Annotated in this window: 21 protein-coding genes and 1 pseudogene; 4 read left to right on the forward strand and 18 right to left on the reverse strand. The window is 29.8% G+C overall.

The genetic code is table 11. The annotated features are described in order from the left end of the window. Window positions 1–3 precede the first annotated feature (3 nt). Genes fabI through gap form a run of 4 tightly spaced genes read right to left on the reverse strand, consistent with a single transcriptional unit; the run spans window position 4 to window position 3,703 of the window. On the reverse strand, window positions 4–828 hold the full coding sequence (gene fabI, locus FBF22_RS06770; protein ID WP_002780456.1) for an enoyl-ACP reductase FabI: 825 nt from the start codon (window positions 826–828) through the stop codon (window positions 4–6). A gap of 3 nt (window positions 829–831) precedes the next feature. Beyond that, window positions 832–1,503, reverse strand: coding sequence for a triose-phosphate isomerase (locus FBF22_RS06775; protein WP_002859678.1), 672 nt, complete (start codon window positions 1,501–1,503; stop codon window positions 832–834). Further along, the gene (locus FBF22_RS06780; RefSeq protein WP_002875244.1) at window positions 1,500–2,702 is read right to left on the reverse strand and encodes a phosphoglycerate kinase; all 1,203 of its coding nucleotides are present in this window, start codon (window positions 2,700–2,702) and stop codon (window positions 1,500–1,502) included. The genes FBF22_RS06775 and FBF22_RS06780 overlap by 4 nt, the downstream gene beginning before the upstream one ends. 2 nt (window positions 2,703–2,704) lie before the next feature. Then, entirely contained in the window at window positions 2,705–3,703 is a 999-nt protein-coding gene (gene gap / locus FBF22_RS06785) for a type I glyceraldehyde-3-phosphate dehydrogenase (protein WP_002868484.1), read from the reverse strand. Between the two features lie 59 nt (window positions 3,704–3,762). Here gap and nadD point away from each other — a divergent pair, with 59 nt between their 5' ends. Beyond that, complete coding sequence (gene nadD, locus FBF22_RS06790) at window positions 3,763–4,308, forward strand: nicotinate (nicotinamide) nucleotide adenylyltransferase (RefSeq protein ID WP_002780449.1); 546 nt, start codon at window positions 3,763–3,765, stop codon at window positions 4,306–4,308. Window positions 4,309–4,335: 27 nt separating this feature from the next. Further along, the gene (rsfS, locus tag FBF22_RS06795; protein WP_002858238.1) at window positions 4,336–4,662 is read left to right on the forward strand and encodes a ribosome silencing factor; all 327 of its coding nucleotides are present in this window, start codon (window positions 4,336–4,338) and stop codon (window positions 4,660–4,662) included. A 31-nt stretch (window positions 4,663–4,693) separates the two neighbouring features. Here the strand turns inward: rsfS and FBF22_RS06800 are convergent, their stop codons facing one another. Both FBF22_RS06800 and pgmL read right to left on the reverse strand, forming a co-directional pair. Continuing rightward, complete coding sequence (locus tag FBF22_RS06800; protein WP_002860386.1) at window positions 4,694–5,071, reverse strand: DUF1090 family protein; 378 nt, start codon at window positions 5,069–5,071, stop codon at window positions 4,694–4,696. Window positions 5,072–5,117: 46 nt separating this feature from the next. Beyond that, window positions 5,118–6,506, reverse strand: a complete 1,389-nt coding sequence (pgmL, locus tag FBF22_RS06805) for a phosphoglucosamine mutase PgmL (RefSeq protein ID WP_079264894.1) — start codon at window positions 6,504–6,506, stop codon at window positions 5,118–5,120. A 102-nt stretch (window positions 6,507–6,608) separates the two neighbouring features. Between pgmL and fliL the strand changes: the two genes are divergently transcribed. Together fliL and acpS are read left to right on the forward strand one after the other, a co-directional pair. Next, window positions 6,609–7,145 (forward strand): flagellar basal body-associated protein FliL, encoded by a 537-nt coding sequence (gene fliL, locus FBF22_RS06810; RefSeq protein ID WP_002780442.1) that lies wholly within the window; start codon window positions 6,609–6,611, stop codon window positions 7,143–7,145. After that, window positions 7,145–7,492 carry a holo-ACP synthase gene (acpS, locus tag FBF22_RS06815; protein WP_002857939.1) on the forward strand — a complete coding sequence of 116 codons (348 nt, stop codon included), beginning with the start codon at window positions 7,145–7,147 and terminating at the stop codon, window positions 7,490–7,492. Before fliL ends, acpS begins: the two co-directional genes overlap by 1 nt. Here acpS and FBF22_RS06820 read toward each other — a convergent pair whose 3' ends face one another. The 12 genes and pseudogenes from FBF22_RS06820 to FBF22_RS06875 form a co-directional block, all read right to left on the reverse strand. Next, on the reverse strand, window positions 7,493–7,912 hold the full coding sequence (locus FBF22_RS06820) for a hypothetical protein (RefSeq protein ID WP_002780440.1): 420 nt from the start codon (window positions 7,910–7,912) through the stop codon (window positions 7,493–7,495). Beyond that, window positions 7,909–9,270, reverse strand: a complete 1,362-nt coding sequence (locus FBF22_RS06825) for a cytochrome P450 (protein ID WP_002780438.1) — start codon at window positions 9,268–9,270, stop codon at window positions 7,909–7,911. Before FBF22_RS06825 ends, FBF22_RS06820 begins: the two co-directional genes overlap by 4 nt. Then, window positions 9,267–10,388, reverse strand: coding sequence for a hypothetical protein (locus FBF22_RS06830; RefSeq protein WP_002885249.1), 1,122 nt, complete (start codon window positions 10,386–10,388; stop codon window positions 9,267–9,269). Before FBF22_RS06830 ends, FBF22_RS06825 begins: the two co-directional genes overlap by 4 nt. A gap of 72 nt (window positions 10,389–10,460) precedes the next feature. Further along, entirely contained in the window at window positions 10,461–11,645 is a 1,185-nt protein-coding gene (gene kpsS / locus FBF22_RS06835; protein ID WP_002885250.1) for a capsule polysaccharide modification protein KpsS, read from the reverse strand. Continuing rightward, a complete protein-coding gene (locus FBF22_RS06840; protein WP_002885252.1) occupies window positions 11,642–13,711 on the reverse strand; it encodes a capsular polysaccharide biosynthesis protein in 2,070 nt (689 codons plus the stop codon). The genes kpsS and FBF22_RS06840 overlap by 4 nt, the downstream gene beginning before the upstream one ends. Continuing rightward, window positions 13,708–14,220 carry a cytidine diphosphoramidate kinase gene (locus tag FBF22_RS06845; RefSeq protein WP_052777764.1) on the reverse strand — a complete coding sequence of 171 codons (513 nt, stop codon included), beginning with the start codon at window positions 14,218–14,220 and terminating at the stop codon, window positions 13,708–13,710. The genes FBF22_RS06840 and FBF22_RS06845 overlap by 4 nt, the downstream gene beginning before the upstream one ends. Next, window positions 14,210–14,971: a CTP:phosphoglutamine cytidylyltransferase gene (locus FBF22_RS06850; RefSeq protein ID WP_002825812.1), complete on the reverse strand. Its 762-nt coding sequence runs from the start codon at window positions 14,969–14,971 to the stop codon at window positions 14,210–14,212. Before FBF22_RS06850 ends, FBF22_RS06845 begins: the two co-directional genes overlap by 11 nt. 1 nt (window position 14,972) lies before the next feature. Further along, complete coding sequence (locus tag FBF22_RS06855) at window positions 14,973–15,575, reverse strand: gamma-glutamyl-CDP-amidate hydrolase (RefSeq protein WP_002885258.1); 603 nt, start codon at window positions 15,573–15,575, stop codon at window positions 14,973–14,975. Then, entirely contained in the window at window positions 15,566–17,905 is a 2,340-nt protein-coding gene (locus FBF22_RS06860) for a PEP-utilizing enzyme (protein ID WP_002872738.1), read from the reverse strand. Before FBF22_RS06860 ends, FBF22_RS06855 begins: the two co-directional genes overlap by 10 nt. 14 nt (window positions 17,906–17,919) lie before the next feature. Continuing rightward, the gene (locus FBF22_RS06865; RefSeq protein WP_002885261.1) at window positions 17,920–18,681 is read right to left on the reverse strand and encodes a class I SAM-dependent methyltransferase; all 762 of its coding nucleotides are present in this window, start codon (window positions 18,679–18,681) and stop codon (window positions 17,920–17,922) included. A gap of 51 nt (window positions 18,682–18,732) precedes the next feature. Further along, window positions 18,733–19,505, reverse strand: a pseudogene (locus FBF22_RS06870) (class I SAM-dependent methyltransferase). Window positions 19,506–19,559: 54 nt separating this feature from the next. Beyond that, window positions 19,560–21,392, reverse strand: coding sequence for a DUF2972 domain-containing protein (locus FBF22_RS06875; RefSeq protein ID WP_032581071.1), 1,833 nt, complete (start codon window positions 21,390–21,392; stop codon window positions 19,560–19,562). Window positions 21,393–21,397: the final 5 nt, after the last annotated feature.

The following is a 21,397-nucleotide window of genomic DNA, read 5'->3' on the forward strand; positions in this document are numbered from 1 at the left end:
TTTTTATCCTTTTTGATTATCCCAACAAAGAACAGTTTGCCCTTCTTCATTTTTTTCAACATCGCCCATACCCATGATGTTATATCCTGCATCAACATAATGTATTTCACCTGTAACACCATTTGCTAAATCGCTAAGTAAATACATAGCCGAATTACCTACATCTTCTATACTAACATTGCGTTTTAAAGGAGAATTGATTTCATTGTATTTTAAAATCATTCTAAAATCCCCTATTCCACTTGCTGCCAAAGTTTTAATAGGACCTGCTGAAATAGCATTAACACGAATTCCTTTTACTCCTAGATCTCTTGCTAAATAACGCACAGAACTTTCAAGTGCGGCTTTTGCTACACCCATAACATTATAATGAGGTACATATTTAACCCCACCAAGATAACTTAAAGTCAAAATCGAACCCTTATCTTTTAAAATAGGTAAAACCGCACGTGTTAAAGAAAGTAAAGAATACACAGAAGTTTGCATAGCTATATCAAAAGCTTCTTTTGAAGTTTCTAAAAAAGAATTTTCTAAAGCTTCTTTTGGAGCAAAAGCAACCGCATGCACTACAAAATCAATCTCGCCTAAATCTTTTTTGATTTTTTCAGCGATAGAATCTAAATGCTCGTTATTATTTACATCAAGCTCATAAACAAAATTAGAATTAAACTCTTGTGCTATAGGTTCTACGCGTTTTTTTAAAGCATCATTTAAAAAAGTAAAAGCAAGCTCGGCTCCTTGATCAAAACATGCTTTTGCTATGCCATAAGCGATAGATTTATTATTCGCAACCCCTACAATAAGGCCTTTTTTACCCTTCATAATCATCTTTTATCCTTTGATTAATTTTATAAAATTTTCTACTTTTAAAGCTGCAGAGCCTATCAAAACTCCACCACAATGATTTACACTTAAAATTTCTTTGATATTATTTTCATTCACACTTCCACCATAAAGCAAAGGTACCTTGGTTAAACTCGCTAAAAATTCAAGCACTTTAGCGATATCTGTACTTTGTGCGCTCACTCCCGTTCCTATAGAATAAATAGGCTCATAAGCGATGATGAGTTTTTCATAATTTAAATCAATAATTTCAAGTTGTTTTTTTAAAAACTCTAAAGTCTTGCCTGAATTTTTTGTATCTAAATTTTCACCTATACAAAAAACAATTTTATAACCATGCTCTTTAGCAAAATCAAATTTAGCCTTAATAAATTCTTCATCTCCTAAAGCTCTTCTTTCAGAATGCCCGATTAAAACACATTTGATCCCAAATTCGTCCAAATGCTCTTTTCCAAGCTCGCCTGTAAAAGCACCATTAACACAAGGATAAAAATTTTGCGCTCCTTGTATGAAGTTATTTTCATTTTCTAAAAATGCTACACTAGGTGGGAAAACGATAATATCATCACATTTTGCTCCCATAGTTTTATTTAAAATTTCAGCATAAATTTTAAAACTTGCTCTTGTGTGATTGCATTTTAAATTTGCAGCAAAGATCATTCATTTTCCTTAGATCTTAAAGCTTTTACGCCTGGAAGTTCTTTACCTTCTATAAGTTCAAGAGAAGCACCACCTCCAGTGGAAATAAAAGTCATTTCATCTGCATCACCTGCGCGCGCAACCACATCAGCCGTATCACCGCCTCCAACAACAGAAGTTGCATGTCCTTCACTGATATAATGACTCATTTTAATGCTACCTTTTGAAAATTTATCAATTTCAAAAACACCCATAGGTCCATTCCACCAAATCGTTTGCGCATCAGAAATCACCTCTTTAAAAAGTCTCACACTCGCAGGTCCTATATCTAAACCCATCCAACCATTTGGAATTTCTTGCGCTGGAACAAATTTCATCGGCGCATCTTGTGAGCACGCAGGAGCGGCTACAACGTCTACTGGAAGATAAATTTTCACTCCTAAATTTTTACCCTTGGTAAGAATTTTATTAGCTTCTTCTAAAAGTTCTTCTTCTAAAAGTGAATTTCCTATATCATAACCTAAAGCTTTTAAAAAAGTAAATGCCATACCTCCGCCTATGATTAATTTATCTACCTTTGGTAATAAATTTGTCAATGCTTGAAGTTTTCCACTTACCTTTGAACCTCCAACAACAGCGACAAAAGGACGTGCTGGATGTTTGATAAGATTGCTTGCAAAATCAATTTCTTTTTGGAGTAAAAATCCTGCGCCTTTGTGTTTTTCATCAAAAAAATTAGTAATCGCCTCTACACTAGAATGTGCTCTATGGCATACTCCAAAAGCATCATTGATATAAACTTGAACCATAGAAGCAAGTTCTTTGGCTAAATTTTCATCATTTTTAGTTTCGCCTTTTTCAAAACGCAAATTTTCAAGAAGTAAAATTTCGCCCGCTTTTAAATTCATAGCTTTGGTTTTTGCATCTTCGCCGATAACATCTTTTGCCATAATAATTTCTTTATCTAAAAGTCTAGCAAGACGCTTAGCCACAGGTTCTAAAGAATATTTAGAGCTAATTTCTTTTGGACGCCCTAAATGAGAGGCTAAAATCACACTACAACCATTATCCAAACAATATCTTATCGTAGGAATAGCTGATCTTATGCGTCTATCATCAGTGATATTTAAAAAATCATCTTGAGGAACATTAAAATCACATCTTATAAAAACTTTTTTCTTAGCTAAATCAATGTCTTTTATAGAAATAATATCACTCATGATTAAGCCTTATTTGCAATATATACTGCCATATCTACTAGACGACTTGAATAACCCCATTCATTATCATACCAAGCAATTACCTTGATAAAATCATCCGCAATCACTTGAGTTAAATCACTTGCTACAATAGCTCCATAAGAACAAGTGATAAAATCGCTTGAAACTCTTTCATCATCATCTACCATTAAAATGCCTTTTAAATTTGTAGTTGCAGCTTTTCTAAAAGCTTCATTGATTTCATCTTTGCTGACTTTACGGCTTAGTTGTGCAGTTAAATCCACGCTTGATACATCAATCACTGGCACACGCATACTTTGTCCATGAAGCTTGCCATTAAGTTCAGGCATAACAAGTTTCATAGCTTTTGCTGCGCCTGTAGAAGTTGGAATGATATTTTGCGCTGCAGCACGAGAACGGCGTTTATCTTTAGCTTTAGCATCAATAATACTTTGTCCATTTGTATAAGCATGTATTGTTGTCATAAGTCCTTTTTCTATGCCAAAATTATCTTGTAAAACACGACAAACAGGACCTAAACAATTTGTTGTACAACTTGCATTAGAAATAATGCTTTCACCCTTGTAAAGTTCTGAATTTACTCCTAAAACATAAGTAGGAGTATCATCTTTTGCAGGAGCACTCATGATCACTTTTTGTACTCCCATATCTATAAATTCTTGACATTTTGCCATAGTTAAATGCGCTCCTGTGCACTCTAAAACAATTTGTGCGCCGTGTTTTGCAAAGTCAAGATCTTTTACATTGCGACTTTTAAATACTTTGATTTTTTTACCATTTACCACTAAATCATCTCCTTCACTATCAACACTGCCTTTAAATTCACCATGTACTGTATCGTATTTAAAAAGGTATTTTGTAAGTTCAATATCCGTAGTATCATTTATCGCCACAAGCTCAATATCATTTCTTTCTAAGATGATTCTTGCAACACATCTGCCTATGCGTCCAAAACCATTTATAGCAACTTTTACAGCCATTTAATTTCCTTTTGCAAAATATAATGCTAATATTCTACAAAAAAAAGGTTAAAATTTTAATGAAGATAGCACTTTTTGGTGGCAGTTTTGATCCACCGCATAATGGTCATAATAGCGTTGTTTTAGAGGCTTTGGAAAAATTAGATATTGATAAACTTATTATTATGCCTACTTATATCAATCCTTTTAAACAAAGTTTTAGTGCTGATGAAAAGCAAAGATTCTTATGGGTTAAAAAACTTTGGGGACATTTGCCAAAAGTTGAAATTTGCGATTTTGAAATCAGGCAAAAACGCCCTGTTCCTAGCATAGAAAGTGTTAAGTATCTTTATAAGCTTTATAATCCTAGTAAATTTTATCTTTTAATTGGCGCAGATCATTTAGAAAAACTTCATCTTTGGCATGATTTTGAAAAACTCAATTCTTTAGTAGAATTTGTTATTGCCAATCGCAATGATATAGGAATTCCTAAGAATTTCAAAGATTTAAAAACCAATAAAAAAATCGCTTCTTCTTTCATACGCGACACTTTAAATACAAATGAGGTTTGTGAAGAAATTAAAGATGAAGTAAAAAAATATTATGAAAAATTACAAAAAAATTGATACAATTTCAAAAATTAAAGGACAATAATGCAAGAAAGAATAGATTTAATCGTTAAAATTTTAGATGAAAAAAAAGCTGAAAATATCAAAACCATTGACATGAGCGAGCAAGAATACTTTGTAAAATATGTCATTATTGCAGCTACTTTAGGAGAAAGACACGCTCTATCTTTGATCGATGAGCTTAAAACACGACTTAAAGCCAAAGGTGAGGAATTTTTAAACATAGATAGTAGTGAAGAATGGAGCGTGATTGATCTTGGTGATATTTTAATCCATCTTTTAACACCAGAACACAGAGGAATTTATAATATAGAAGAATTATTAGAAAATCTTAAAAAAGGTAGGGTTTAAAAAGGCTAAAATTTATTAGTCTTTTTAATTTTTAGAGATTATCGATATATTCTTTAATTTCTTTTTTGATTTTCTCTTTTTGTTCTTTTAAAGCTTCTTTTTTAGCTTTATACTCAGCCTTACTCATATAATCTTTTTGTTCTTTTAAAGCATCAAGTTCTTTTTCGATTTTTTCCACTTCTTGTTCTTTAAGTTTTTTAGCTTCTAACTTTTTATCATAAAACATAGGATCTTTAGCACAATCATTTTGTACTTGTTTTAAAGCAAGCTCTAAGCTTAAAGTTCTAGCTGTATCATTATGCGCTTTAGAAAAACTGATTTCTTTATTGATACGATCGATTTTTCTATCACATTCACTTGCACCAAAAGCAAAAGCACATAGTGTAAGTAGAATAAGTATTTTTTTCATTTTTAATTCCTTTTTAAAATAAATTAAATCGCGGAATATTATCTCATCAATTCTTAAATCTAGCTTTTATATCATTAAACAAAGTAAATACCATACTTTCAAGCTCTTTTGCTCTTTCTAAAGATGTTGCCTCAAAGCGTGTGATAAGATAAGGGCTGGTATTAGATGCACGAAGTAAAGCCCATCCATCGCCAAAATCTATCCTAGCTCCATCAATTTCACAAAGACTTTTAACACCTTTTAAAGCTCCTTTTTCAATCTCTTTTTGAAATTCTTCCACAAGTTTGAATTTTTCTTCTTCATTTACAGGAATTTTAATTTCAGGTGTAGTATAAAGTTTTGGTAAAGCTTTAATCATACTTTCTAGATCAAAACCTTTATAAACAAGCTCCAAGGCTCTTAAAAATGCATAAATTCCATCATCATAACCAAAATATCTATGTTTAAAGAAAATATGCCCACTCACTTCAGCAGCTAAATCAATATCTTTTTCTTTCATCATTTTTTTGATATTAGAATGTCCTGTTTTTCCCATAAAAATAGTTCCAAATTTAGCCACTTCATCAAAAAGATTTTTAGAACATTTTACCTCACCTAAAATGCGTGGATTAGGGATATCTTTAGCAAACAAATAACAAAGCTCATCCCCACAAAATACATGAGTTTTACTTAAAGCAACCATTCTATCAGCATCCCCATCAAAAACAAAAGCCAAAGAATAATCTTGATTTTGATTTAAAAATTCTCTAATCGCACTTAAGTTTTCTTCTTCTGTAGGATCTGGAGCATGGTTTGGAAACTGTCCATCGGGCTCTGCAAACATTACATGAGCTTTTAAATTTAAAGCCTTGATTAAAGGCTTTATCACCACTCCAGCCGCACCATTTGTGCAATCAACACCAAATTTATAATTAAAATCCTTTAAAAAGCTAAATTGCTCGCACATAAATTTCACATAAAGGTTTAAAATATCGTATTTTTCTACTTCTAAATTTTCTTCAATATCATCATCTAAATGCTTATAAACTTCTTTTGAAAACTCTTTTAATTCTACACCAAAAAAACTTTCTTTATTAATAGTAATTTTAAAACCATTATAATCTTTTGGGTTATGAGAGCCTGTTATCATAACATTTGCATCAAATTTTAAGCCCTCATAAAGACTAAAATATCCCAATGGAGTTGGCGCAAGCCCTATATCATAGATTTTTATTCCCGCTTTGTTAAGTCCACTCACTAGATAATTAAAAAGTTCATTTGCACTATATCTTGCATCATAGCCCACGCTTACATTTTTACAACCCCTATTTAACATAGTTTGTCCCAAACAAAAACCTATAGCTTTAACGCTTTTTTCATTCAATTCTTTGTCGTAAAGTCCTCTTATATCATATTCTCTAAAAATCACATCTAACATTTTTTCCTTCAAATTCATCTCTTCTTTGACCTAAATTTATCGTTTTTCTAAAGCAAATTTGGATAGAAAAGAAATTTTTGCTACAATTTTACATTAATTTCACTAAATGAAGGAAAATTTATGGATGAAGAATTAGAAAACGAAGAAACAAAAAAGAAAAAAGGTGGTTCACTTGTAATTATTATTGTTATTTTACTTTTTGTTTTACTTCTTAGTATTATGGGAGTAATTGCTTGGCTTATTTCAAGCAGTTCAAGTGATGAAAGTGAAGTCAAAGAAGCTCCAAAAGAAGAGGCAAAAGCCGATAAACCTAAAGTTTCAGCTCCTGCTCAGCGAGGTAGTGATTTTGCTAATATAGGTCCTATGTATCCACTTGATCCTTTTACCCTAAATTTGCTTAGCGATAGCGGCTCAAGATATGTAAAATGCACTATAGAACTAGAACAAAATAGCGAACTTTTAAAACCTGAACTTGATAAAAAAGTCCCAGTCATTCGTGATATTATTATTCGTACATTAACAGCTAAAACTTTTGAAGAAGTAAGTACACAAAAAGGCAAAGAACGTTTAAAAGATGAGCTAGTTGGAAAAATCAATGAAATTTTAACCGATGGCTTTATTAAAAATGTTTATTTTACGGATTTTGTAGTTTCTTAATGCGTGTAGGCTGTGATATCATCGCCATTTCTAGAATAGAAAAAATTCATTCTAGACATGGCAAAAATTTTTTGGATAAATTTCTAAACCCAAAAGAACAAATACTCATTAAAAATCCAGCAACTCTAGCAGGTCTTTGGGCTGCTAAAGAAGCCGCTAGCAAGGCTTTGGGTGTTGGAATTTGTGAATTATGCAGTTTTTTTGATATTGAAATATCAAAAGATGAAAAAAACGCGCCTAAATTAAAATATTCTCAAAAAATTACAAAAGATTTTAATATCACTCAAACTTCCCTAAGTATTTCTCATGATAATGGTTTTGCTATAGCCATAGTGGCTGTAGTTTGATTATTTTCCTATAGTTTGCTTGTCTAAATTTCTTGAAAGTATGAAATCCACCACAGGTTGTTCTCTTTTGTTTGCTCTTTTACAATGATCTTTTTGAAAAAAATCTGTGATTTTTATAACAATCCTTGCCCATTTTTTGCGATTTCTTTCACGCCACGCATGAGAAGAAACGCTCTCCCAAGCATAGCCATTAAACAAGCTTGCATTTACAAAATGATCTAAGGCTCTAACACCCTGTCTTGCTCGTGCGGTATTAAAAAAAATTCCTATAATCACGATAAAAAGATATCCTAAAACTGCTAAAGGTACTATTGCACAAAGCAGAATAGTCCCTGCTAATTTTTCTTTTAAGCTTCCTTTTAAAGTGCGTTTTACACGACGACGAAAATTGGCGCGAATTTTAGTTCTAACTCTTTTCATAGCTTTCTTTTGCTAAATTTTATCCTCATACCATTAGCCGAACGCACTGTTAAACGCCCTACTACATCAGGTACAAAACCTTCTTCAAGTTCTAGTTTGTAAGTTTTTAAAATATTAGCCAAAATCAAAATCGCTTCTTGCATAGCAAAACCTTGTCCTATACAAATTCTTTCCCCTACCCCAAAAGGCAAATAAGCATCTTTTTTGTACTCTCCTTCAAAACGAGAAGGATTAAATCCATGCGGATTTGTCCAAAATTCTTCATGTCTGTGTATCAGCCAAGGAGCAATCACCACCCCAGAACCTTTTTTAATAAGCTTATCTCTAACTTGAGTATCTTTTTTTGCCTCTCTTGCAAAAAACCCAACAGGAGGATAAAGTCTTAAAGATTCTTTAAAAATATTTGTTAAGTATTTAAACTGTCTTAGATGCGAAATTTCAATGACTCCACCCTGTAAAACCTGAGTAATCTCCTCGTAAGCTTTTTCTTGCTCCTTAGGATAAAGACTAAGCAAATAAAGCGTCCATGTCAAAGAACTTGCTGTGGTTTCATGTCCTGCTAAAAAAAGCATAGCCACTTGATCTAAAATTTCCTCAAAAGAAAAACGCTTATTTGTATCAGCATCCACTACTAAAAGCAAAGATCCTAAAATATCTTCAAATTCTGCATTATCTGCCATATCATATCTTGGTTTTATGATATCACTTAAAACCTGTCTGATCACATCTCCGGCCTTAGCACGCTTACAATCTCCTAACACATAAGAAAGCCATTTTGGAAAACGAAACATACGACGCATGGCTGTATGCACGCTTTGCTCTTGAAAAGTCACAAATGCGTTTAAGATTTTTTTACCTTTTTCCTCATCGAGTTTTGAAGACATAATGGTGCGAAAAATCACATCAGCGGTAATAAAAGTCATAGCTTCATCTACTTCGATAACAGCATGATTTGGATACTTGCTAAAACGATCCATCATATCTGCCACAGCTTCACTCATAAGATTAAACACTTTATTGATACGAGTCATTTCAAAACTTGGACGCAAAAGCTCTCTTTGTTTTTTCCAAACTTCACCATTTGTAGTAAAAATACTCTCCCCTAAAAGCGGACTTAAAAGCTCATGTAAAAATGCACTTTTAGGAAATTCTCTAACCTCATCAACCATCATTCTTTTAACTTCTTTAGTGTCATTTATGACATAAAGATCAAAATTTGGCATCTTCACATAGCCTGTTTGCATTTTATAACTACGCTCATAAAGCCCGTCAAGCCAAGATCTACGCTTTAACAAAAAAGTTAAAAGCGTAGAAGCTTTATTTTTATAAGGTTTTGGAAAAAAGGGGCATTCACTCATATTTTTACCTTTTCTTCTAAAAATTTAGGCATTATGATGAAAGAAAAAAAATCATAATCACCTTTAACACTAATACTATAAAGATATAAAAAGTGCGCTTTGTTTTTATCTCTTTTTATTTTTTTATACTCATGTTTTTCATATAAAGTGTGAAATTTAGCACTTAAAAATGGGGGTGTAAATTTAGCATTTACGCCACTCGTGCGGAAAAAATCCACTTGAGGAAAACATGCTCCATCAATAATCGATGTGTAATCATACCATTTTAAATCAAACCTTGAAACAAATTCAAGCTTCTTTCTAAATTCATCCGCTTTTTTTTGATAACTCACTAAAGGAATGCATTCTCCTAGAGTAAGAATTTTTAACTTATGAAGTAAAGATAAATCTAAATTTTGTCTTAAAATACACTCCAAAACTTCTATACAAACTATAGTTCCAACACTATGTGCTACTAAAACAAGTTCATAATCTTGTTTATTTTCATTTTGTTTTAGCTTATCTACTATGGTATTCGCAAAAAGCTTGATTCTTTCTTGCATAGTGCCTGTTTTTTTATCTTGCCAAGTAGCACAAAAAGCACAAATTCTTGCTATCCAAAATACAGCTAATTTCTTACCTAATTTAAATAAAAAATGATTTAGTAAAAATCCTAAAAAACATCCTATGATGATAGCTAAAGAAAAATGCATATAATTTTGCAAAAAAGCAAAACTTCCAAAAGCCAAAACCAAAGAAAATAGTAACGAAAATAACACATAAAAAAAAGGATAATAACCTGTGATAAGTTGATAAATCGACTCTTTGCCAAATTTGATAAAAAGCCCTGTGATAGTATAAATTCTAAAAAAACTATAACAATCTGCCAAAGCATCTTTATAATTTTCTGACCAATTTTTCTTAACAATATCATTCCATGTTAAAAAATGATATTTAGTTTGTACTCCTTCGCAAGAAATTTGAAAAAAAGGAAATTGCTCATTTTTTTCAATTTTACTTAAATTAACTTTAATGCTAAAAGCATGAGAATAATCTTTTAGGTTTTTTTTAAATAAATCATAATAAAATCTATAACTTTTAGGATCATATCCTGCTATATAAAATACTTCCCTATCCATACAATAATTTCTTTTTGCTTTTAATTATAACAACTTTGCTTTAAAAGCTCTCTTAATCAAAGCTTTTTAGTCTTATTTGTCTAAAAAGAAATTTTTATAAAAATTGCCGTTGAATTGATTAGTTTGTAAAAGATATTTTTTAAAATTACATACCAAAACAGGATTGGGTTTATAAGCATGAGCTTCACGCCAAAAAAATTGAAGTTTTTTTGGATAAGATAAGCCTTCAAAATCATAAAAAGCATTGCCACAAACCTTAGTCGGACAGCCTTCTAAAATAGCACTAAGGCCTACTGTTGAATTTATAGTAATACAACCCAAAGCCTTTCTTAAAAGAACTGGCAAGTGGGTATCATGAACATATAAAACTCTTCCTTCTATATGATATTTTTGACTTAAATCATTTATGAGTTTAGAATAATTCTTATAGCCCCTATCCATGGGATGGTGTTTAAAAACTAGATAAGATTTAGCTCTTGCATGGTTTGCAAAAGAAAGTATGGTTTCCTCTATAAAGTGCTCTATGCTTTTTTTGTAATGATATTTAATTTGCGTATCGCTATAAACTTGTAAAATCGCCAAAAAGTACTTTTTTTCTAAATTATAAATCTTTTCATTTAGTTTTTTTTCTGTAATATTATAAAGATACTTTCTATACAATGATCTAAACCAAAATAAAAATTCAAAAGGATATAAAGTGCGATGATGAAGTTTGTTGTTAAAAAATGGAGCCAAAATAAAAGCAAACAACCAATACAAAAAAGCATCAAAAGCCATAAATTTAAATCCACCTGGAATTTCTTTTATGCTTTCTTTGGTAAAAATATTTTGAGAAAGATAAAAATTTTTATCACGCGGTAAAGAAGAATTTGCATTCACCCCATCTTTTTCCAAAGTAATACAATAAGGCCTTAAATATCCTTCTTCAAAAATCCATATTTCAATTCCTAATTCTTTAGCCACTTTAATAGCCTTAGCATGTATAATGCGACAATCATTATACATTAAAATAGCATCGATTTTTTTATTTTGAAAAAAATCTCTATAGAAATTTTCAAGATCTTTTTCATCACACTTACACCTCGTTCCGCTAGGATAGAAAAAAAAATCTCCGCCGTTAAAATTGAGTTTAAAAACTTTGGTTTGGTTTTTTCTCATTTTCACTGCAAGATGATGAAAAAAATTTCCCACAGGCCCTTGCAAGAGTAAAACATTTTTACCGCTAAATTCTTTTTTAATTTTAGTGCTAAATCTCATTTCTTTGCTAAAAATTCATAAAATCTTCTTATTTTTCTAAGCATAAAAGTTTTAAAATCTATTGCCAATTTTATATATTTTTTTGAAAAATAAGCTTTTTGTAAATTTAGCATTATATCTAAACAAACTTCAATTTCACATAAAGTTTTTGTTTTAGGATTTATATATCTTGGATATATGATCAAAGCACCTGCTACAAGCTCTTCTAGGCTTAGTTTTCTTGTTCTTCTTTCACATCTATATTTATCTTTTGTTAAACCCCAGCCCGCATAAAAAGGCATACCATAAGTAAAAACTTTTTTAGCTCTTAAAAGAGCATCAAAACCACTTGTAGAAGTAATAGTGTGAATTTCATCAGCAATTTTTATAGCGCTATCAATACTGCAATCTTTTACAATCTCATCACAAAATTCCAAGATGAGTGTTTCATCTTTTAAACCTACACGGTTGCCGCTTAACACATCAGGATGGGGTTTAAAGATGATATAAGCATCTTGATTTTTAGCACGCACCTCCTTAAGCAAATCAAGAGTAGATAAGCCAAAACCCCCTAAAATCATCGAAGTATCATCTTCAACTTGAGCAGGGATTAAAATAATCTTTTGTCCTATTTTGGCATTGATTTTTAAGTCTTCATGCTTTAAGCCATTGTATTTTGAAAAGCGGTTCTCAAGTAAGATTTTTATAATATTTTTTGCCCTATTTAGCATATTTTCATCAAAAATTTCGTTTTGCAAAAGCTCTTCTAATTTACTTGCTTTATTTGGATCTATGTAAAGTCCTTTATCATCAACGATTAAAGAAAAAGGGCGCGTAAGATCAGATCCTAAAGAGATTGAGCGAATAAATCCATCTTCAACTAAAGAAATTTTGGGAGTAAAATGGAGCAAATTCTCATCTTGCGCTTTTTTTATAAGAGTAGTTTTAAGAGCGTTATAATCTATCCTTTTACCCCAAATGAAAAATTTATCATTTTCTTTAAGTTTATATCTAGCTAAAGATTTTAAAGAATTTAAAAAAATAATTTTATTATCTTTGGCCTTAAAAAAAGGCTTGATAAAATGCCTTTTCCATAAGGTAAAACCTAACATAAAAAGCCTGTTAGAATTTGCCTTTTCTATATCTTTATATTTTGCTAAAGTTTTAATAGTATCAAAAATATTACTTTTTTGATTTAAATAGGGATTAAAATACTCAGCATAAAGTATATAAGCAGCATAGAAAACTTCTTCTAAACTTCTTTTTTGCATCCTTCTTTTACGCTCTAATTTATCTTTTGTTAGACCCCAACCTGCATAAAAAGGCATACCATAACAAATACACTCACATTCTTGCATCAAAGCTTCAAAACCCATACCAGAAGTTTTGGTATAAACCTTATCAAAAAACTCAAGTAAGGCTATGGGATTAAAATTTTCAGTGATTAAAATACATTCTTTAGGTAAGGAATTTATATCTAAATCACTTTGTTTTTTACCGCTTAAAACATCAGGATGGATTTTTATATAAATTTTAGATTTAGGATTTTCTTTTATGGCATCTTTTATCATATCGACGGTTTTAAAACCTTTAGCAAGCCCAAATTCAAGTGAGGCATCATTGGCCGTTTGGGTGATGATTAAAACCCTTTTTTCATCTTTTTGAAAATAATCATCTGGAATATCAAGATTGTTATTATACTTGCTAATTTTATATTTTTTGATAAGCTCTATAGCTTTTTTAGCTTGCTTGATTTCTTCATCTTTAAATTCATAAGTATTTAAAAGATTTTCAAGCTTTGAAGGTGCTGTTGCATCATAATAAATGCCTATATCATCTTTAACCATAGAAAAACTTGGGCTATTTTCAACCCCTAAGTTTAATGAGCGGATAAATCCATCTTCTAAAAGTATGAATTTAGCCTTATATTTTTTAGCTAAATTTATAGCTTTTAAACCTGATTTTTTGCGTCCCCAGCCAAGGAAAAGATCATCTTTATTTATTTTTGAATTTTTCTTATACAAAGAAATGGTGTAAAAATTTCTAACATTAGCAATAAGTTTTTTTGATATTGAGTAATGCTTCACAATGCCAATTTCTTTATTATAAGTTCAACTTTTTCTTCTAAATTATTTCGACAAGAATTATTGATCACTAAATCAGCCTCTGGTTTATCAAATTCTATATCAACACCAACTACATTATCAATTTCTTTATTTAAAGCCTTAGTATAAAGCCCTTTTTGATCTCTTTGTATTAATTCATGTATATCGCATTCTATATAAATTTCATAATAATTTTTTAATTGCTTTCTATTATAATCATAAATCTCATTAAACATTGAAATCGTAGTGACAATAACCATCATACCTTGATCGTTTAAAAATTTTGCAAATTTAGCTCTTTTCAAAGCCATATCTATGCGACCTTGTCTATCGTATGCATAATGTCCTAATATTTCTCTTAACTCATCTCCATCGAGATAAATAAGGTTTTTATATTTTAGTTTTAATTTCTCATACAAAGCTTGACCTATAGTTGTTTTTCCACTTCCAGCTAAACCAGTAAGCCAAATAATATAAGGACTATTTATCAATTTGCACCTCTAAATCACTCATAAAATCAATTTCACACCAATTGCCATCAATTTCCACTGCTTTTGCGTTGTTGTATTTTTCAATTAAAGCTTGCAAAAAACTTGTCATGTACATATTTTCAAAATTTTTATTATCATATAAAATATCTCGATCAAGCATTTCATAAAAAGCAATAACTTCGGAAAGAAATTGATAAGAAAATTTAAAAAGTCCTATATATTGAGCTTCTATCTCATCATAGGCATTAGCTTTTTTTCCAAGTTCTATAATATAACCATTTGTCATCTTTAATGTTTCAGCATCTTCTAAAGGATTTGCAAAGCGTTTGCTCCAAAGCTTACGCCAAGACTTATCAACTACTATAGCAAGTTCTTCTTTGGCATTTATAAGCTTTTGCACGCAATCTTGAAAATAAACAATATCCGCATAAGAAATAATCAAATCTTGTTTTTCTTCGATGCATTTTAATATAAAATCTTTAGCGCAAAAAAAAGTATGAACCATATTGGTTTTATCATATTTTGAATTAATAAAAAAATGCTCGATATCATATTTATTAAGATAATTTTTTAGCACTTCGTTTAAATATCCACCCACAACAGCTATTTCATTTATACCTGCTGATTTTAAAGCTTCGATTTCATAATCTATGATTTTTTTATTCTTATACTCAACCATACACTTTGGTTGATCTTTTGTTAAAGGCATCAGCCTTGATCCAAAACCTGCTGCTAAGATAATTGCATTCATATTATTCCTTGATTAAACTAAACCACTCTCTTAAAATTTGAATATTATTAAGCCCATTTTCTCTTTCAATATGCCACATTATACCAAAAATATTTTCATACTTATGTTTAAAAGCTTCTATGGTATTATCTTCTGCTAAGCAAAGTTCTACAAGATCTTCGCCTAATTTTTCAATAGCAAAATTATGAAAAGAATTGCTTATAAATTTTTCTTTTGAGAAAAATACTTCATGTTTGCCTATATGATTTTCACAAGGACTTATATGGCTGTTAAAATAATGAGCTATCATCTGAGCCCCTCTGCAAATTCCTAAAAGTGGTATTTTTTCTTCTAAACAAATTTCTATAACTTGCTTTTCATATAAATCTCTCTTTTTGGATAAAACATTAGGACTATAAAAACTTAAATCATTGCCACCACTTAATATCACAGCTTTTATTAGATGTTTATAATAAGAAAAATCTATTTCATAGCTAAGAGGAAGAGGAGTAAAATTTTTAAATAAATCTTTATTAAATAATTTTCCCCAATCCAAAGCCAAACATTCTCTTTCTTCATGATAACTATCGTTGCAAATAAGCCTTTGAGTAATACCTATAAACAAAATATTTGCTCACTTTCACATTCTATATTTATTTTTTTAGCTTTTAAATATTTTTCAAAATTTTCTTCTCCAACTCCTATAACAGCAGGCATTCCAAGTTCTGAGGCACGAATGGCCATATGCGAATTAGCACCCCCATAACATGTAATAAGTCCTGCTATATTTTTCGTAAATAAATAATCATATCCGGGATCTGCCGCATAAATTAAAACAATCTTTCCTTCTAAATCTTTATCATTTTCCTTTGCCGTAAATGCAGTAATACTCTTTTGTGTAATGAAATTTGGAATAATGCTATGATTATAAAAAGAAAAAATTTCATCGGCATTGCAAAGCAAAGAAGGAAGTTTTATAGCTTGTGTAAGTTCATATTCTTTTTTATTGCGATTAATTTCTTCTACAAACTGCTCTTTTGGATTTATAGAATAAAGACTAGAATAAAGATTTAAAATGCTTTTTATATCAAGATGAGCCAAATCTTCTTTTTCAATGCCATAATATTTGCCTAATTCTTCTATATAAACTATAGCTTTAGAAAGCAATCTAGTGAATTCAAATTTAACGAGCTCTCTACCCTCGATAGCCTGTTTTAAAAAATCAAAAAATTCACAAGCATTAATCTCTAATCCATGCTCTCTAAGTAAAGCATTTAAAGCTTTTGTCTTTTCTTTTGAAAAAACAAAAGCTTTATCTTGTAAATAAACTTTACTATCTTTTTGATCCACATCAAAATAAAGTTCAAAATCTTCATCATATCTTGGAGATAAAATATTATAAGTTCCTGCTCTTAAATGTCCAAAATCTTTCAAAAATTGATCTTTGTTGTGAAAATTAAGATGGTTTGTTTGTTTGCTTAAATTTTTGCTCACTGTATTGAGTGAATTTAAAAAATCATCTTTTTCCTCTTTGGTTATAAAATCAATCTCAACTAAAGAATTTAAAAGTTGCATTGCTACAAATGCAGCCCTAGCCACCCCCGCAAAAGGCAAGGTTCCATAACGCTTGCATTCTTCAATAAGCCAATAAATTTTATCAATTAAAGAAAAATTAGAATTAATAATACCATCATATCTTTCTTTTAGCTTATAAGCTTTTTGTATATCTTTTAAATAAAGCCCTGATCTAGGATTAATAATCTTATTTGTAAGTTCTAATAATGAAAATTCTAATCTTTTGATTTCATTTTCATTAAAACCATGATTTAAAAGTTCTTCTAATTTTTTAGAACTATTAAAGTCATAACAAGAATAAACAATATTAAATTCAATCTTATCGTGCAATTCATGATTTTTATTAAGCTTATCTAAGTAAAAATTGACAAGTTTTTGTGCAATATTTTCATCTAATTTTTTTGGTATAAAAGAATTAAAAGATAATCTTACATCCACATAAGGAATGCCTAAAAAAGAATGGATTAAAGGATGGGATCTTAGATCTCTATAACCATAATTATCTCTTTGATACGCCCAGATATTATCCGTAATGATTTCTTTATATAAACTAAAAGCTAAACGCTTAGGTCTTAACCCTATGATTTCAGCTGGATTCCAATCAGGCATTACCCCAAAAATGGCTTTATCTCCCAAAACTCTAGATCTTGATTCTTTTAAAGACTCAAAACGTTTATAAAATCTATATAAAGCTTCTTTTGGTAAAGAATGAAATAAATTATTTTTTTCATGCATAACCAAAGGACGCACTTGTAAGCAAAAAAGTTCTTCCTTATCATCTTGAATAGCAAATGCAAATTCAACATCTAAAAAATGACAATCATATAAAACTTCTAATTCTTTTATAAGTTCTATAATTTTTTGAAGTCTAATATCTTTAAATTCTAAATAATTTCTGTAATGATAGTAAGTTTTTGCACTCTTACTGCTTCCATCTGTAATAGAGCTATTTGAACCATTTTCATCATATTGAAGACAAAAATAAGGGGAAAAATTATCTTTATCAACGCTAAAACCAACTCCACAAAGAGTAATGTTTTCAAGCATAGGTTGAACTAAAATTTCATCACTTTTTGATGGCATAGAATTGGCAACTTCATATAAAGCTTTTAATAACTCATCTTTAGAATCAGCTTTAATATTTGCCAAAGAAAGAAAAGCACCTGCATTGGAGTTTTTCATGCTATCTTCACTTAAAGAAGAACTTCTTATAATGAGTCTATTAGCCTTTAAGGTTTGAATGTCCTGTAAAACTTTATCTTCATTTGATATTAATTCTTCAAGCGAAGTTAAAACCAAAGGTAGAACTTTTGCTTTTTTTAATTTTGTTTGTAAATTTTTTAAATTTTGTGCTTTGGTTTTAAATTTTAACTCCGCCATGTTTTTCCTTAGTTTTATATTTTTTTAGCACTCCAACAACGAGTGGTATATTTTATGCTAAATTCCTTAGGAAGTCTTTGTGAAATTTTATTACTAATTTTATTAAAAAGTTCATTTCCTTCATTAGTCTCCAAATCCCAGTAAGGATTTTTAACACTCTTCCATGCATTAATATAATTTTCAATGCTTTGATGAAAATAAAAATCCTCTTCAATATAAACAATATTATCAAAAAGATCCTTTCGACTCTCTATAATTGGTCTTTGATCTTCTCTTCTTGTTCCCCTTGTATAATTTGGTACAAATTCTACAATAGTATCTTCAGCTATTTTTTGCACAGGATCGTTTAAATCCCTGTGATTCCACATACAAGAAAAATATCCCTCTGATTTTAATAAGCGATGTGCTTCCTCTAAGGCTTCATTTCTATCCATTACATTAAAACTACTACCAAAAGTCACCCAATCAAATTCACTATTTTGGAGTGTTGAGTTTAAGCCTGTTGCTCTAACCCAGTCAATCTTTTGATCCTTGGTTCTTTCTATCCCAATCTCACGCATCGCATCATTTGGTTCTACAGATACTACCTTACATCCTCTTTCTAAAAGCATAATGCTTAAATTTCCAGTTCCTGCACCGATATCAGCGACTTTAATATCTTTTTTTCCAACTAAGCTAATAAGCATATCTATAGTTTTTGGAGCATAATTTGGTCTATAGCTATAAAATTTAGCATGCTTGGTATAATCCCACACTTGTTCTACTAGTTTTTGCATTTTATTTCCTTTTTTCATCTTTGACAAGCTTGATGAAAAAAAGGAGGTATTTTATGCTTTTCTAGCTGTCCATGCTCTTATTTTATAAGGAATCTCTATACTTTGCATATGAGAAATTTTAGCTTCTATCATCTCTAAAATTTCCTTCCATCTTTTTTCACCTGCTTGTGCTTGTATATCATTTACAGAATGCCAAGCTCCAAGATAACGCTCTTTATCCCAAAACTCTTTATAGTCACACTCCATAAAAAAGCAGTCTATGAAATCTCCTGTTGAAACAAGAATTTCTTCCCATTTTTTAACATTTTGAGTGCCACTGCTTACACGAGCAAGATCTGGAACAATATGTTTAATCTCCTTTTCAATTTCATCAAAAACCGAACCCTCTACAATGTGGCGAGGATTCCAAATCGCAGTAAAATACCCCCCCCTGTCAATATACGATTAAATTCTGGGAGAGATTTTTTAGGATCTGTCCAATGGAAAGAACTAGCCATGATGACCCAATCAGCTTGATTATTGCTCATGCAGGTTTCTTCGCCACTCCCTTTATGCCAAGAAATATTTGATAAATTTTGTGTAAATTTTTGCCCTTCTTCGCGCATATTATCGTTTGGTTCCACAGCACTAATTTGGCATCCAAACATTTCTCCCAACATCTTAGTAAGTTTTCCAGTTCCAGCTCCTACTTCAACAATATTTAAATCTTTAAAATTTTTATTTTTATCATTGATACAAGCTACAAGTTTTTCAAGTAAAAACGGACTATAAGCAGGTCTATTGTGATAATGTTTTGCAACTTTTGTAAAATCCCCTTGTTTCATATTGATTCCTTTCTCTAAATTACATAATATTAATTATAACTTTTTTTTATTAATTTACAAGTCTTTTTCATAGATATCACCATCATCCAACTCCTTGCACATTTTTTCAAATTCTTGATAGTATTTCCAAGAAGCTACTATTTTTTGATTAGTCTTTTTAGTAAAATTTATTTCATGTTTTAATACATTCTTTAATTTTATTCTCACTTGCTTATTATCTCTTAAATAATTTAAAATATCATTTTCACTGAATAATTTCTTCTTCTCTTCTTTTATTTTATTCTCAAATACAATCATAAATTTTCTCAAATATTGTTGAGTCTGCAAAAAAAGACAAGAATCGCTTAATAATCTATTTTTATCATTTTTATCGATTAAAAATAAAATTTCATCTTGAATATCCCAATTGCTTTTAGAAAAAAAATCTTTTTTCATATCAATCAATTTTTCTTGATTGCAATATAACATCATTTTCCTAAAGGTTATTATGATTTCTATTGGATGAGTGAAAATGTCTTTTTTATTATCATATTGATTAGTTGGATATAATACCAAAGTTAGTGGCAACATATCCATTACTTTTGAAACAAAAGGAGTAATAAAAATTTCTTTTAAATTCTCACTAGGATATTGGAAATTTAACTTCTTAGATAAATTGCAAAAAGTAGTATAACACCTATTTCCGACTATATCTTTAGTATCTAAAATAAATACTTCAGTTATATTTTTAAAATAAGTAATTTTTGAAAATATATCAAAATAATTTGGATAATCAACAATAGTATCAACTTTTTCCAAACTTGGATAATCTTTCATTTTATAATATTTATTTACCAAAGCTTCATTAGGATTCAATGTTAAGTCAAATTTCGTAATATGTTTTACAATATGATTTGTTAGACTTTTCAATCTCTCAATAGGATCTCTTAGCAAAACAACCAAGGGAACATTAAAATCTACTAGATAAAATAATTTTTGAGTTATTTTATCCCATTGACATGAAAAAATATTATATTCTTTTGAGGCGATAAATACATTATATGCTATTTTATATTTTTCTTTTTCAGTTTCACTTGTCCAATTTCTATTTATTTTTAATAATTTAAAATATAAAAACATCGCCATATGTCCACAAGACCCACCAGTAATAAAAATAAAACGATAATTTCTTGGCAAAGGCAAATTCATCTCCCAAGCAAGTTCAGCTGGAATATTTTTATAATTAATTTTTTCATTTTCATCATTTAGTTTTTTGGGATCAAGTAGTGAAGGATAAGGATGATTTTCTTTTTTATATTTTTCTTTAAAACCATCTAATAATAGCCATTCTTCTATAAGATCAAAATTTTGTATAAAATAATTAAAGTTGTGAAAGATATTATCTAGTATTGCTTTATAATCTTGATGAATTTTTAATATATGTTTTATTCTTGGAAATTCTTTTAAAAATAATTGTTTATTATCTATCAATCCTTTAAGGATACTAGAGTTAATCTGATCAAATTCTTTAAAAATTTCTCTAAAAATTTGAAATTCTTTTTTAGCTTTTTTAATATTATTTTTTAATTTAAATCCACCGCCTTTATACCAAGTTTTATCAGCTTTGATTAAAACTTCACCTAGCATATAAGATAAATGAAATTTATATTTTAAAGCTTGCTCATAATCACTACATGCTTCTAAACTTGGATATTTGAGTTGAGGAAAAACTTGTATGGTTTGTTGATAAATTTTTTGTTCTTTTTTGTGTTGTCTTTTTATTTGATAAAGTTTTTTAAATAATGCTATATACCCCCCCCCATTGTTTGTAAAGTCAATCATAGCTTGACCTAGTTTATAAGCTAAATGATTTTTTACTCTTTCTATAGCTGAGTTTGGGTTATACATAGGGT

The sequence above is a fragment of the Campylobacter sp. CFSAN093260 genome, assembly GCF_012890095.1.
In the GTDB taxonomy this organism is placed as follows: domain Bacteria; phylum Campylobacterota; class Campylobacteria; order Campylobacterales; family Campylobacteraceae; genus Campylobacter_D; species Campylobacter_D jejuni.